General features: G+C 41.4%; 14 protein-coding genes. 9 read left to right on the plus strand and 5 right to left on the minus strand.

Going from position 1 to position 13381, the window contains the following annotated elements:
• Positions 1 to 156 precede the first annotated feature (156 nt).
• Positions 157 to 813, plus strand: coding sequence for a rhomboid family intramembrane serine protease (locus DW173_RS03140; RefSeq protein ID WP_087318523.1), 657 nt, complete (start codon positions 157 to 159; stop codon positions 811 to 813).
• Between the two features lie 140 nt (positions 814 to 953).
• On the opposite strand, the gene DW173_RS03145 is transcribed toward DW173_RS03140, so the two are convergent.
• Positions 954 to 1553: a MarC family protein gene (locus DW173_RS03145; protein WP_004316176.1), complete on the minus strand. Its 600-nt coding sequence runs from the start codon at positions 1551 to 1553 to the stop codon at positions 954 to 956.
• 137 nt (positions 1554 to 1690) lie between these two features.
• Between DW173_RS03145 and DW173_RS03150 the strand changes: the two genes are divergently transcribed.
• Complete coding sequence (locus tag DW173_RS03150) at positions 1691 to 2359, plus strand: Crp/Fnr family transcriptional regulator (protein WP_004316175.1); 669 nt, start codon at positions 1691 to 1693, stop codon at positions 2357 to 2359.
• A 95-nt stretch (positions 2360 to 2454) separates the two neighbouring features.
• Here the strand turns inward: DW173_RS03150 and guaA are convergent, their stop codons facing one another.
• Both guaA and mscL read right to left on the minus strand, forming a co-directional pair.
• On the minus strand, positions 2455 to 3978 hold the full coding sequence (guaA, locus tag DW173_RS03155; protein ID WP_120143696.1) for a glutamine-hydrolyzing GMP synthase: 1524 nt from the start codon (positions 3976 to 3978) through the stop codon (positions 2455 to 2457).
• 131 nt (positions 3979 to 4109) lie between these two features.
• Positions 4110 to 4556 carry a large-conductance mechanosensitive channel protein MscL gene (mscL, locus tag DW173_RS03160; protein WP_004316173.1) on the minus strand — a complete coding sequence of 149 codons (447 nt, stop codon included), beginning with the start codon at positions 4554 to 4556 and terminating at the stop codon, positions 4110 to 4112.
• Positions 4557 to 4698: 142 nt separating this feature from the next.
• Here mscL and gap point away from each other — a divergent pair, with 142 nt between their 5' ends.
• The 7 genes from gap to DW173_RS03195 all read left to right on the plus strand — a co-directional run bounded on the left by gap (position 4699) and on the right by DW173_RS03195 (position 11978).
• Entirely contained in the window at positions 4699 to 5709 is a 1011-nt protein-coding gene (gene gap / locus DW173_RS03165) for a type I glyceraldehyde-3-phosphate dehydrogenase (RefSeq protein WP_004316172.1), read from the plus strand.
• Between the two features lie 173 nt (positions 5710 to 5882).
• On the plus strand, positions 5883 to 7943 hold the full coding sequence (locus DW173_RS03170) for a M3 family metallopeptidase (protein WP_120143698.1): 2061 nt from the start codon (positions 5883 to 5885) through the stop codon (positions 7941 to 7943).
• A 38-nt stretch (positions 7944 to 7981) separates the two neighbouring features.
• Entirely contained in the window at positions 7982 to 8497 is a 516-nt protein-coding gene (locus DW173_RS03175) for a DUF4847 family protein (protein WP_087318520.1), read from the plus strand.
• 8 nt (positions 8498 to 8505) lie between these two features.
• Positions 8506 to 8955: a dCMP deaminase family protein gene (locus tag DW173_RS03180; protein WP_118194540.1), complete on the plus strand. Its 450-nt coding sequence runs from the start codon at positions 8506 to 8508 to the stop codon at positions 8953 to 8955.
• Positions 8956 to 8985: 30 nt separating this feature from the next.
• Positions 8986 to 10737 carry a S41 family peptidase gene (locus tag DW173_RS03185; protein ID WP_008020856.1) on the plus strand — a complete coding sequence of 584 codons (1752 nt, stop codon included), beginning with the start codon at positions 8986 to 8988 and terminating at the stop codon, positions 10735 to 10737.
• Entirely contained in the window at positions 10715 to 11242 is a 528-nt protein-coding gene (locus DW173_RS03190; RefSeq protein ID WP_008020855.1) for a 5-formyltetrahydrofolate cyclo-ligase, read from the plus strand. Before DW173_RS03185 ends, DW173_RS03190 begins: the two co-directional genes overlap by 23 nt.
• A complete protein-coding gene (locus DW173_RS03195) occupies positions 11187 to 11978 on the plus strand; it encodes a histidinol-phosphatase (RefSeq protein WP_008771137.1) in 792 nt (263 codons plus the stop codon). The genes DW173_RS03190 and DW173_RS03195 overlap by 56 nt, the downstream gene beginning before the upstream one ends.
• Here DW173_RS03195 and DW173_RS03200 read toward each other — a convergent pair.
• Both DW173_RS03200 and recF read right to left on the minus strand, forming a co-directional pair.
• The gene (locus DW173_RS03200; protein WP_004316165.1) at positions 11965 to 12252 is read right to left on the minus strand and encodes a DUF721 domain-containing protein; all 288 of its coding nucleotides are present in this window, start codon (positions 12250 to 12252) and stop codon (positions 11965 to 11967) included. The two genes, DW173_RS03195 and DW173_RS03200, sit on opposite strands and share 14 nt — an antisense overlap.
• Positions 12239 to 13357, minus strand: coding sequence for a DNA replication/repair protein RecF (gene recF, locus DW173_RS03205; protein WP_008771136.1), 1119 nt, complete (start codon positions 13355 to 13357; stop codon positions 12239 to 12241). The genes DW173_RS03200 and recF overlap by 14 nt, the downstream gene beginning before the upstream one ends.
• Positions 13358 to 13381: the final 24 nt, after the last annotated feature.

Raw genomic sequence — 13381 nt, forward strand, 5'->3', positions numbered from 1 at the left:
TACATACCGCATATATTGGCTGTAGCAGCATATACAACGGGTATAACGCCCAAATGTACAAATTATAGATAAAAACAAAAATAAAAAGGCTTTTTATTTTCAGATTTTGTGCAAATATTCGTAGTATTGCGTAAAATATCTAAAGAAAAGAATGTCATGAAGCAAGATATTCAGCGTATCATGCTGGCTGCAGCAAAGCCTTTGTTTCTTATTTTTATTCTCTATATACTCAAGATTATGGAAGTCGGGATGGACTGGGACTTCTCTCGCTTGGGGGTATATCCTATGGAGAAACGGGGACTGACCGGCATTTTAACCCATCCGCTGATACACAGCGGGTTCAGTCATCTATTAGCAAATACAATCCCTTTATTCTTCTTGTCATGGTGTCTTTTTTACTTTTACCGGGGAATAGCCGGTAAAATTTTTATTCTCATTTGGCTCGGAAGCGGACTACTTACTTTTCTGATCGGAAAACCGGGATGGCACATCGGTGCCAGCGGACTGATCTATGGCTTTGCTTTCTTTCTCTTTTTCAGTGGTATTCTCCGCAAATATGTTCCACTCATTGCCATCTCTTTACTTGTCACCTTTTTATATGGAGGAATTATATGGCATATGTTTCCTTATTTCTCCCCTACCAATATGTCGTGGGAAGGACATCTTAGCGGAGGAATTATGGGAACGCTCTGCGCTTTCGTTTTCGTAAATCACGGACCGCAACGGCCGGAACCTTTTGCAGATGAAACAGAAGAGGAAGAAAATACAGAAGAAGAAGCAACAACTGCAGCAGCAGAAGAAGAAACGCTATAAATGCCAACTCATGTCACCCATATTGGCAGACTTGTGCCATCGAAGTGGCACGCTTGTGACAGAGGCATGTCACAGTTGTGCCAACACGATGGCACAACCGATACAATAGTTTTCAATTTAACAAGAAGGATTAAGCCAGATCAAGACCGATGCAACGCTTCAATCAATAACGTTATATTGGCCGTAAACAACCTTACAGAAATAGCCAATAAGATGATACCAAAAAACTTACGAATAATATAGATACCACCTTTTCCCAAGAAACGTTCTACACGACCAGTCATACTCACTACAAAGTAAACCCAGATCATGTTCAATACTAAAGCTATAATGATATTAACACTGGCATATTCCGCCCGAAGAGAAAGCAAAGTAGTAAAAGCTCCGGCACCTGCCAACAAAGGAAAGACAAGCGGCACCAAAGTAGCTTCTTTGATAGGACCCTGATTTTTGAAAATCTCAATATCCAAAATCATCTCCAAAGACATGAGGAAGATAACAAACGCACCGGCAACTGCAAACGATTCGATATCTACATGGAAGAGTTTCAGCATCATATCTCCCGCATAGAAAAATCCGATCAGCAAAACAAAAGAGATGACGGTAGCTTTCATTGCATTCACATCTTTCCCCTTTTCTTTCAGGTTAATTATAATAGGTATAGAGCCGATAATGTCTATCACGGCAAAAAGTACGATAAACGCACTAACCATCTGTTGCCAATTGAAGCCTGCAAACATAATTTCCTCCTTTTTTTCTGCAAATATACTCTATTTTTATACATTCAAACAATAAAAAAAACAAAAAGAAGGGTCAGATATTGACAGCCGTGTTGTATTATGAGTAAATTTGTACGATTAACAAGAGATTACAACATATGGAAACAATGTTCGACACTTTGCTCCAATTGCCTTTATTTCAAGGTCTTTGTCATGAAGATTTCACAAGTATTCTGGATAAGGTCAAGCTACACTTTATCAAGCATAAAGTAGGAGAAACTATCATTGAGAGTGGTAGTCCGTGTAAACAACTCTGCTTCCTGTTAAAAGGCGAGGTTTCTATTGTCACAAATTCCAAAGAAAATATATACACCGTCATTGAACAGATGGAAGCACCTTACCTGCTGGAACCACAGTCGCTGTTTGGCATGAACACTCATTACACTTCTGCTTATGTGGCACATACAGAAGCGCATACTGTCAGTATCAGCAAAGCATTTGTACTTAGCGATCTGTTCAAATATGAAATATTCCGGCTCAACTATATGAATATCGTAAGTAACCGGGCACAAAATCTTTACTCCCGCTTATGGGAAGAGCCGACACAGGATTTAACAGAGAAAATCATTCGCTTTTTTCTGTTACATTGTGAAAAGATTCAGGGAGAAAAGATATTCAAAATGAAGATGGACGATCTTGCCCGCTACTTAGACGACACCCGACTGAATACTTCAAAAGCGCTCAATGAGCTACAAGACAAAGGATTATTAGAATTACGTCGGAAAGAGATTCTTATTCCAGATGCACAGAAGCTGGTAAGCGAGTAGATACAGACTGACTCATTATAAAAAGAACCTATCCATCATAAAAATAGCCTCAACAGGAATTCCTATTGAGGCTATTTTTAGATTATAAAGTGTTATTATTCCCACTCAATGGTTGCTGGTGGTTTTGAACTGATATCATAGGTTACACGGTTCACTCCCTTCACCTTATTAATAATATCATTCGATACCTTACCCATAAATTCATAAGGCAGATGCGCCCAGTCGGCTGTCATGGCATCTGTAGATGTCACAGCACGTAAAGCAACTGCTCTTTCGTACGTACGTTCATCTCCCATCACGCCTACAGACTGTACGGGCAACAAGATAACTCCTGCCTGCCATACCTGGTCATACAATCCCCAGTCACGCAATCCCTGAATAAAAATATCATCAGCATCCTGCAGAATACGTACTTTTTCAGGAGTAATATCACCCAGAATACGCACTGCCAGTCCCGGTCCCGGGAACGGATGGCGGGTAATCAGATGTTCCGGCATACCCAACTCACGACCTACCCGACGAACCTCATCCTTAAACAACAAACGAAGTGGCTCACACAATTTCAGATTCATCTTTTCAGGAAGTCCACCTACATTATGATGGCTCTTAATCACTGTACCCGTGATAGACAATGACTCGATGCAATCCGGATAGATTGTACCTTGAGCCAACCATTTCACGTCTTTGATCTTATGAGCTTCTACATCGAACACATCGATGAAACCCTTACCTATAATCTTACGTTTAGCTTCCGGTTCGGCCACACCAGCCAGTTCCGTAAAGAACTTTTCGCTGGCATCAACGCCAATCACATTCAAACCAAGACATTCGTAGTCTTTCATCACATTCTTGAACTCATTCTTACGCAGCATACCATGATCTACAAAGATACAAGTCAAGTTCTTACCGATAGCTTTATTCAGCAGCACTGCCGCAACCGACGAATCGACTCCGCCACTCAAACCGAGAACGACCTTATCATCACCCAACTGATCTTTCAGTTCGGCAACCGTGCTCTCAATAAAAGAAGCCGGCGACCAGTCTTGCTTGCAGCCGCAAACATCTACCACAAAGTTCTTCAGGATTTGAGTTCCGTCTTCACTATGGAATACTTCCGGATGGAACTGGACACCCCATACCTGCTCCCCTTCTATCTGATAAGCAGCAATCTCTACTTTATCTGTTGAAGCTATTTTCTTGAAATTATCAGGAATAGCAGTAATCGTATCTCCATGACTCATCCACACCTGCGACTCCTCACGCACTCCTTTAAACAGTACATTATCTTTGCAGAAAGAAGCCAAATGAGCACGTCCATACTCACGCGTTCCGGCCGGTTCCACTTTTCCGCCATTGGTGTATGACAGATACTGTGCACCATAACAAATACCCAATATCGGATATTTACCACGAATTTCACTCAAATCTACTTTGAAAGCATCTTTATCGTAAACCGAAAAAGGGCTTCCGGAGAGAATGACTCCTTTAATAGTCGGGTCTTCTTTAGGAAACTTGTTATAAGGAACGATTTCACAATACGTATCCAATTCACGTACACGGCGACCTATGAGCTGTGTTGTCTGCGAACCGAAATCAAGAATTATTATTTTTTCCTGCATATCAATGGTTGGATTTTGAATAAATTGAGTTGCAAAAGTAGAAAAAAGTACGCAATCTATATTAATAATGAAGAGAAAAATAAAGGAGATTCACAAGTTTACACCTGAAATCTCCTTCATTTTAATTAGAATCAATTATTTTTTTCTTTCAGCAAATCACGTATCTCCGTCAACAAAACTTCTTCTTTCGTTGGCGCAGGAGGAGTTGGAGGAGCAGCCGCTACTTCTGCCTGTTTTTTAGTTGTCAGTTTCGTAATCAAACGTATAAATAAAAATATAGCAAAAGCGATAATCAGAAAATCAAAGGTGGCCTGCAGAAACTGGCCATAATCCAATGTTACAGCCGGAGCTATCTCCTTACCGTCGGCACCGATCTCTGCCGCTTTCATCACCCATTTCAAATCCGTAAAGTTCACACCGCCAACCAATAAACCAATCGGAGGCATAATAACATTAGCAACCAATGATGATACGATTTTTCCAAACGCACCACCAATAACAACACCGACAGCCATGTCTATGACGTTACCTTTCATGGCAAACGCCTTAAAGTCCTGTAAAAATGTACTCTTTCCCATCTTTTTTCAATATTTAATGTGAATTTAATGCGCGAATATAAAAACATTTTTGTAATTTTGCACCGCATTTGAAAATAAAACAAGTGCGGAGGTAGAGAGATATTTGAACAAATATTATAAAACCCTTAAAAGTTTAAACAAAATGATTAAAGTAGGTATTAATGGATTCGGACGTATCGGACGTTTCGTTTTCCGCGCTGCAATGACAAGAAACGATATTCAAATCGTAGGTATCAATGACCTTTGCCCGGTTGATTACTTGGCTTACATGCTGAAGTATGATACAATGCACGGTCAATTCGACGGTACTATCGAAGCAGATGTTGAAAACAGCAAATTGATCGTTAACGGTCAAGCTATCCGTATCACAGCTGAAAGAAATCCGGCTGACTTGAAATGGAACGAAGTAGGTGCAGAATACGTTGTTGAATCTACAGGTTTGTTCTTGAGCAAAGACAAAGCTCAGGCTCACATCGAAGCTGGTGCAAAATATGTTGTAATGTCAGCTCCTTCTAAAGATGACACTCCGATGTTCGTTTGCGGTGTAAACGAAAAGACATACGTAAAAGGTACTCAATTTGTATCTAACGCTTCTTGTACTACTAACTGTTTGGCTCCTATCGCTAAAGTATTGAACGACAAGTTCGGTATCCTTGACGGTTTGATGACTACAGTTCACTCTACAACTGCTACTCAGAAAACAGTTGACGGTCCTTCTATGAAAGACTGGAGAGGTGGTCGTGCTGCTTCTGGCAACATCATCCCTTCTTCTACTGGTGCTGCTAAAGCTGTAGGTAAAGTAATCCCTGCATTGAACGGCAAATTGACTGGTATGTCTATGCGTGTTCCGACTTTGGACGTATCTGTAGTTGACTTGACAGTTAACTTGGCTAAACCGGCTACTTACGCTGAAATCTGCGCTGCAATGAAAGAAGCTTCTGAAGGCGAATTGAAAGGTATCCTGGGTTACACTGAAGATGCAGTAGTTTCTTCTGACTTCTTAGGTGACGCTCGTACTTCTATCTTCGACGCTAAAGCAGGTATCGCTTTGACTGATACTTTCGTTAAAGTTGTATCTTGGTATGACAACGAAATCGGTTACTCTAACAAAGTACTTGACTTGATCGCTCACATGGCATCAGTTAACGCTTAATTAGAAGCTTGAACCATATAGAAAACCGCTGCGGGAAACCGTAGCGGTTTTTTTATACATTTCATTTTATATATTGTTAAAAAGCAACGTGTTATCCGTTGAATAAGCAACAATTTTAGTAGTTTTGTACTTCTATGGAGAGATTATTAATAACATTGATACTAGTTTGCACTATGAGCAATATAACAAACGCCCAGAATCCTTTCTACGGGCAATACCATACGCCGCACGGAACCGTGCCGTTCGACCGGATTGAAACTGAACATTATGAGCCTGCTATCCTCGAAGGAATCAAGCTGCAAAATGCTGAAATAGAGGCTATCATACAGAATCCGGAAAAGGCTGATTTTAGCAATACGATAGAAGCTTTCGAAGAATCAGGGGAATTACTGGATAAAGTAGTTGCCGTCTTCGGTAATATGTTGAGCGCAGAAACGAATGACGATCTGCAAGAACTCGCTCAAAAGATTATGCCGTTGCTTAGTGAACACAGCAATAATATCACACTGAATGAAAAGTTATTCGCACGTGTGAAAGAAGTGTACAACCAAAAAGAGACTTTGCAACTGACACAGGAACAAAAACAGTTACTGGAAAATGCATACAACAGTTTTGTTCGTCATGGTGCCAATTTGGAAGGAGAAGCGCGGGAAGAGTACCGCCGCCTGACTAACGAGTTGAGTAAACTGACGCTTACTTTCAGTGAAAACAACCTGAAAGAGACAAATGCCTATCAGATGCTGTTGACAAAAAAGGAAAGTCTCGCCGGATTACCCGAAATTATCATAGAAGCTGCTGCTGAAACAGCCAAGAGCGAAGAAAAAGAAGGATGGGCGTTCACGCTTCATGCTCCAAGCTACGTTCCTTTTATGACGTATTCCGACAATCGTGATTTACGCCAGAAATTGTATATGGCTTACAATACAAAATGTACGCACGATAACGAATTCAATAATATCGATATCGTAAAAAATATAGCCAATACACGTATGAAAATAGCCCAGCTATTGGGATACAAAGATTATGCGGAATATACGCTAAAGAAAAGAATGGCTGAAAACAGTGAGTCTGTATACAAACTGCTTAACCAACTGCTGGAAGCATATGCTCCTACCGCACAACAAGAATACAAAGAAATCCAAGAACTGGCCCGCGAAGAGCAGGGAGATGATTTCGTTGTAATGCCTTGGGACTGGAGTTATTACTCAAACAAACTGAAAGACAAAAAATTCAATATCAATGAAGAAATGCTCCGTCCTTACTTCGAATTGGAACAAGTGAAAAAAGGAGTGTTTGGACTAGCTGAAAAGTTATATGGAATTACTTTCCGGAAAAATACAGAAATTCCGGTTTACCATAAAGAAGTGGAAGCCTTTGAAGTGTTTGATAAAGACGGAAAATTCTTAGCCGTCTTATATACTGACTTCCACCCGCGTTTAGGTAAGCGCGCCGGAGCTTGGATGACAAGTTACAAAGACCAATGGATAGATAAAAAGACTGGCGAAAACAGCCGTCCGCATGTATCCGTTGTGATGAACTTTACCAAGCCAACCGAGAATAAGCCTGCTTTATTAACATTCAATGAAGTAGAAACATTCTTGCATGAGTTCGGACATAGCCTGCATGGTATGTTTGCCAATTCCACTTACAGAAGTTTAAGCGGAACCAATGTATATTGGGACTTTGTGGAGCTTCCTTCGCAGATTATGGAGAACTTCGCCATAGAGAAAGATTTCCTAAATACATTTGCCCGTCATTATCAGACAGGAGAAGTTTTACCGGATGAATTAATAAAACGTCTTGTAGACGCTTCTAATTTCAATATTGCTTATGCTTGTCTGCGGCAACTAAGTTTCGGTTTACTTGATATGGCGTGGTATACTCGCAACACTCCTTTTGAAGGAGACGTGAAAGCTTATGAACAGGAAGCCTGGAAGGATGCACAAATATTGCCGATTGTACCAGAAGCTTGCATGAGTACGCAGTTTTCCCATATCTTTGCTGGTGGATATGCCGCCGGATACTATAGTTATAAATGGGCGGAAGTACTGGATGCTGACGCTTTCTCATTGTTCAAGCAAAAAGGAATATTCAATCAGGAAGTTGCAGACTCGTTCCGCAATAATATTCTGTCGAAAGGAGGAACGGAACATCCAATGGTACTTTATAAACGTTTCCGCGGACAGGAACCAAGTATTGATGCTTTATTAATCAGAAATGGAATAAAGAAATAAGTATTAAGTATAAGGTATTAAGTATTAAACATAACCGTATGAAGAAGAATATCTATAAAATAGTAGGATTATTACTATTGCTTCCTTTATTTTCAGGGTGTAATGATTCGGACGATGTAGCCGCTATCTTTACAGGAAAAACGTGGAAACTAAATTATATCACTGTGGATGGAGGTCATGAGATGTTTGGCTTTTGGGAGAATGAGGAACAAGAAAAAGCAAGTATCAAAGAGCTTAATAAGAATGGTACATACAATATCGTATTTGATGGTACAGTAGATGGAGATGTTATGAACGGAAATATAAAAGGAACTGTCATTGCAACCAGTACTTTTGAAGGAAAATGGAGCGCCAATGCCAAAAACAACAGCTTTAAAGCTACTGTTACCACTGCAGGTAATTATGGTAACGACCAACTCGCCAGAAATTTTATAGAGGGGCTTAATGCTGCTACATCTTACGAAGGAGATAGTAATAACTTATACCTTTTATACAAACCGGCATCCGGTAAACAAACTTTCCGTATGGTTTTCCGGGTAGTTAGTAATAAATAGTAAACAACATGGACACTGAAAAGAAACAATTAGAACTTGACAAACGTTATATACGCATGGCCAGTATATGGGCTGAAAATTCCTATTGCCAACGCCGCAAAGTAGGAGCTTTAATTGTTAAAGATAAAATGATTATCTCCGATGGATATAACGGAACTCCTTCCGGTTTTGAGAATGTATGCGAAGATGAAAACAATCTGACAAAACCATACGTTCTGCATGCGGAAGCAAATGCCATTACCAAAATAGCACGTTCAAACAACAGTAGCGACGGTGCTACCATGTACGTCACCGCCTCTCCTTGCATCGAATGTGCAAAGTTAATCATACAGGCAGGGATCAAACGGGTAGTTTACTCCGAACATTACCGCCTGGAAGATGGAATTGAGTTATTAAAACGGGCGGGAATCGAAGTTATCTACACAGAATTAGATAACCATTCCTCTCCGAATATATAAGAAGACGAACGTTAAAAAAAAGGAATAGACATGAGTACAAAAAACTCTTCACGTTTTACACCTGTCATCATAGCAGTCAGCGTGGTAGTCGGGATTCTTATCGGTACATTTTATGCCAAGCATTTTGCCGGCAACCGTTTGGGTATTATCAACGGTTCCTCCAATAAGCTAAACGCATTGTTACGCATTGTAGACGATCAATATGTCGACACCGTAAACATGGCCGATTTAGTGGAAAAAGCCATGCCGCAGATTCTGGCCGAATTAGATCCACATTCAACTTATATCCCTGCCCAAAATCTCGAAGAAGTCAACTCGGAACTGGAAGGTAGCTTTAGCGGAATCGGTATCCAGTTTACCATACAGAACGACACCATTCATGTGAATGCAGTCGTTCAGGGTGGCCCTTCTGAAAAGATAGGATTGATGGCGGGCGACCGTATTGTTACCGTGGACGACAGTTTGTTTGTCGGTAAGAAAGTAACCAACGAACGGGCTATGCGCACTCTGAAAGGCCCGAAAGGTTCACAAGTGAAATTAGGTATCAAACGAACAGGAGAAAAAGACTTATTGCATTTCAACATTACCCGTGGAGACATTCCTCAAAATACCGTTGATGCAGCTTATATGCTAAACGATGACATTGGTTACGTGAAAGTCAGCAAATTCGGACGTACCAGCCATGTAGAATTATTGAATGCACTGGCACAACTCAACCATAAAAAATGCAAAGGTCTGATCATTGACCTCCGCGGTAACACCGGAGGATATATGGAAGCAGCCATCCGCATGGTGAATGAGTTCCTGCCCGAAGGCAAATTAATCGTATACACTCAAGGCCGTAAATATCCACGTGCAGAAGAATTCGCCAACGGTACAGGTAGCTGTCAGAAAATGCCACTCGTCGTATTGATTGACGAAGGTTCTGCTTCTGCCAGTGAAATCTTCACCGGAGCTATTCAGGATAACGACCGGGGTACAGTTGTAGGACGCCGTTCCTTTGGTAAGGGGCTTGTGCAACAACCGATCGACTTCAGTGATGGTTCGGCTATCCGCCTGACAATCGCCCGCTACTACACTCCATCCGGACGTTGTATCCAACGCCCATACGAAAGCGGTAAAGATCGTAACTACGAACTGGATTTATATACCCGTTACGAACATGGGGAATTTTTCTCACGCGACAGTATCAAGCAGAATGAGAGCGAACGCTATAACACCAGCCTGGGACGTACTGTTTATGGCGGTGGTGGTATCATGCCGGATATATTCGTACCGCAAGATACAACGGGAGTCACCTCTTATCTTTCTACTGTTATCAACCGGGGACTGACTATTCAATTCACATTCCAGTACACCGACAATAACCGGAAGAAACTTAGCCAATATGAAACAGAGGAAGAATTGCTGAATTATCTTCGTCATCAGGGATTGGTAGAACAGTTTGTCCGTTTTGCCGACAGCAAAGGAGTGAAAAGAAGAAATATCCTCATTCAGAAGTCATACAAACTTTTGGAGAAGAACCTCTTTGGTAACATCATCTACAATATGCTTGGACTGGAAGCTTATCTTCAATATTTTAACAAGACAGATGCTACCGTCATTAAAGGCATTGAGATACTCGAAAAAGGAGAAGCTTTCCCAAAAGCTCCGGTAGCCGTTGAAGAGGAAGAAGTGACGAAGGACAAAAAAGATGGAAAGAAAAAAAGAACTGCGCAAGCGTATAGCATTACTGAAGACCCAACACGCGGATTCGACTATGCGAAAGCTGCAATCAGCTAACATACTGACCGCCCTTGAAGCCCACCCGGCTTTCAGGGCGGCCAATACCGTACTACTATACCATTCGCTAAATGATGAAGTAGACACACATGAGTTTATCCGAAAATGGAGCAATAAGAAACGAATCTTGCTCCCCGTAGTGGTAGGCGATGATTTGGAGCTTCGGATATATACCGGGCCTGAAAATATGTCAATCTGTGGTGTCTATGGCATAGAAGAACCAACCGGGGAAGCATTCACAGACTATGCAGCCATCGACTTCATCGTCGTTCCCGGAGTAGCTTTTGATGCTAAAGGTAACCGTTTGGGACGAGGAAAAGGATACTACGACCGCCTCTTGCCACGCATACCATCAGCCTATAAAGCTGGGATTTGTTTCCCGTTTCAACTAGTAGAAGAAGTTCCTGCGGAATCATTCGACGTCCGCATGGATATAATTATAACAATCAATGAAGACGAATTATCACACCCATACCACCCGCTGCCATCATGCGACAGGGAGTGACGAAGAATTTGTTTTAAGTGCCATCAAAGGCGGCTATCAAGAAATAGGCTTTTCAGACCACACTCCGTGGAAATACCACACCAATTATATCTCCGACATCCGCATGCTCCCTGAAGAGTTGCCGGGCTATGTGGAAAGCCTCCGTTCGCTACAAGAAAAATACAAGAATCAAATCAGTATAAAAATAGGATTGGAATGTGAATACTTTCCTGAATATATACACTGGTTAAAAGGAATCATCAAAGAATATAAGCTGGATTACATCATCTTCGGAAATCACCATTTTCATACAGATGAGAAGTTTCCCTATTTCGGCCGGAATACAGATTCGGTAGACATGCTCGAGCTCTACGAAGAGAGTGCTATTGAAGGGATGGAAAGCGGACTATTTGCCTACCTTGCCCATCCGGATTTATTCATGCGTTCCTACCCGGAATTCGATCATCATTGCAAACTGGTCAGCAGACATATCTGTCGTACAGCAGCACGGTTAAACCTACCGTTGGAATATAATCTTGGTTATGAAGAGTATAATGACATTCATGGAATCACCACCATTCCTTACCCGGATTTCTGGAAAGTAGCCGCCCATGAAGGTTGCACCGCTATCATCGGTGTAGATGCTCACAATAATCAATATCTGGAAAATCCTTTTTATTACAGCCGTGCAACCGAAACACTTCGCAAGCTGGGTATAAAGGTTATAGACAGAATCCCTTTCCTCAACGAAAAATAATGTTTGTAATAACCATAGCACCGACTCTCTGATTGAGTGTGCGCACCAATACTTCACGCCCCATCATCAACTCCTGCCGGAGAGCAGCAGAAGTAAGATGCACATACAATGTCTGATTACGAATATAAAGATTGCTGGTATAAGCCGCCGCCGGTCCTAAGACTTGAGGCCAGGCATCCAACAGTCTTTGTTCGTTCAGCGGAGACTCCAAACTCTCCTGACGAAGAAACTGTTGAATCAGTTTTCCTATTTGTTCGGCATCATTGCGCTTCATCGTCAGCCTCCATTTCTTGAATTGTACCCTCTTCTACACGAAATATCTTATAATCACTACCTACCTTATGTAAAATACGGTCCAGATGCCCCCGGTTCGTATCCGTTATAAATATCTGCCCGAAATTGTCTCCGCCCACTAACTTCACTATTTGCTCTACGCGGGAAGCATCCAGTTTATCAAAAATATCATCTAATAATAATAAAGGAACAGTTCTGCCCGTACGTTTCAAGAAATCAAACTGTGCCAGTTTTAACGCCACCAGATATGTTTTATTCTGTCCCTGCGAGCCTTCTTTCTTTATCGGAAATTCGCCCAACAGCATATTTAACTCATCCTTATGAATCCCCCGCAAAGAGAACCCCATTATCTTATCCCGCTCCCTGCTCTGCTTCAACACTTCCAACAAAGAAGCATCCCGTGCATGAGACTCATAAGATAATCCCACAGCCTCTTTATCCTGAGAAATAAAAGAATAGAAAGATTGGAAAATAGGAATAAACTCCCGGATAAACGCTTCACGCTTCCGGAAAACGATTTCACCGGCTTGAGACATCATTTCCTCCCATACAAGAAACAATTCTTCCTCCACCGGGAACTCACTCTTCAGCAATGTGTTACGCTGCACTAATGCTTTATTATACCGTATCAGTGCTTCAAGATATTCTTTATCATACTGCGAAATCACTACATCCATAAACCGGCGACGTTCATCACTCCCTCCGGCTATCAATTCAGAATCGGCAGGTGAAACCATCACCAAAGGCAGGAAGCCGATGTGATCCGAGAAGCGGCTATATTCTTTCTTATTCCGTTTAAATTGTTTCTTCGAACGGCGTTTCATTCCACAATAAATCTCTTCAGGAGTTCCGTCCTCCGCTTCATAGAAACCCTGGATGACAAAGAAGTCTTGTTCATGACGAATATTCTGAGAATCAATCGGATTGCCGGAACTTTTACAGAAGGATAAGAAATACACTGCATCCAGCAGATTCGTCTTCCCCATCCCATTCAGTCCAAAAAAACAATTCAGTTTGGCAGAGAATCCCAGCTCCACCTCTTCCAGATTCTTATAATTTAATATAGATATTCGTTTCAGTATCATTGTGCACACGTTAATTTGTTCACA

The sequence above is a fragment of the Bacteroides sp. AM16-13 genome (assembly GCF_003602705.1).
GTDB classification, from domain to species: Bacteria; Bacteroidota; Bacteroidia; order Bacteroidales; family Bacteroidaceae; genus Bacteroides; species Bacteroides xylanisolvens.

Coding starts and splice junctions, on each gene's coding strand:
- DW173_RS03150 (WP_004316175.1), top strand. CDS start 1,691: ATGGAAACAATGTTCGACACTTTGCTCCAATTGCCTTTATTTCAAGGT.
- DW173_RS03185 (WP_008020856.1), top strand. CDS start 8,986: ATGAGTACAAAAAACTCTTCACGTTTTACACCTGTCATCATAGCAGTC.
- DW173_RS03200 (WP_004316165.1), bottom strand. CDS start 12,252: ATGAAGCGCAATGATGCCGAACAAATAGGAAAACTGATTCAACAGTTT.
- gap (WP_004316172.1), top strand. CDS start 4,699: ATGATTAAAGTAGGTATTAATGGATTCGGACGTATCGGACGTTTCGTT.
- DW173_RS03145 (WP_004316176.1), bottom strand. CDS start 1,553: ATGTTTGCAGGCTTCAATTGGCAACAGATGGTTAGTGCGTTTATCGTA.
- recF (WP_008771136.1), bottom strand. CDS start 13,357: ATGATACTGAAACGAATATCTATATTAAATTATAAGAATCTGGAAGAG.
- DW173_RS03170 (WP_120143698.1), top strand. CDS start 5,883: ATGAGCAATATAACAAACGCCCAGAATCCTTTCTACGGGCAATACCAT.
- DW173_RS03140 (WP_087318523.1), top strand. CDS start 157: ATGAAGCAAGATATTCAGCGTATCATGCTGGCTGCAGCAAAGCCTTTG.
- DW173_RS03180 (WP_118194540.1), top strand. CDS start 8,506: ATGGACACTGAAAAGAAACAATTAGAACTTGACAAACGTTATATACGC.
- guaA (WP_120143696.1), bottom strand. CDS start 3,978: ATGCAGGAAAAAATAATAATTCTTGATTTCGGTTCGCAGACAACACAG.
- DW173_RS03195 (WP_008771137.1), top strand. CDS start 11,187: ATGAAGACGAATTATCACACCCATACCACCCGCTGCCATCATGCGACA.
- DW173_RS03175 (WP_087318520.1), top strand. CDS start 7,982: ATGAAGAAGAATATCTATAAAATAGTAGGATTATTACTATTGCTTCCT.
- DW173_RS03190 (WP_008020855.1), top strand. CDS start 10,715: ATGCGAAAGCTGCAATCAGCTAACATACTGACCGCCCTTGAAGCCCAC.
- mscL (WP_004316173.1), bottom strand. CDS start 4,556: ATGGGAAAGAGTACATTTTTACAGGACTTTAAGGCGTTTGCCATGAAA.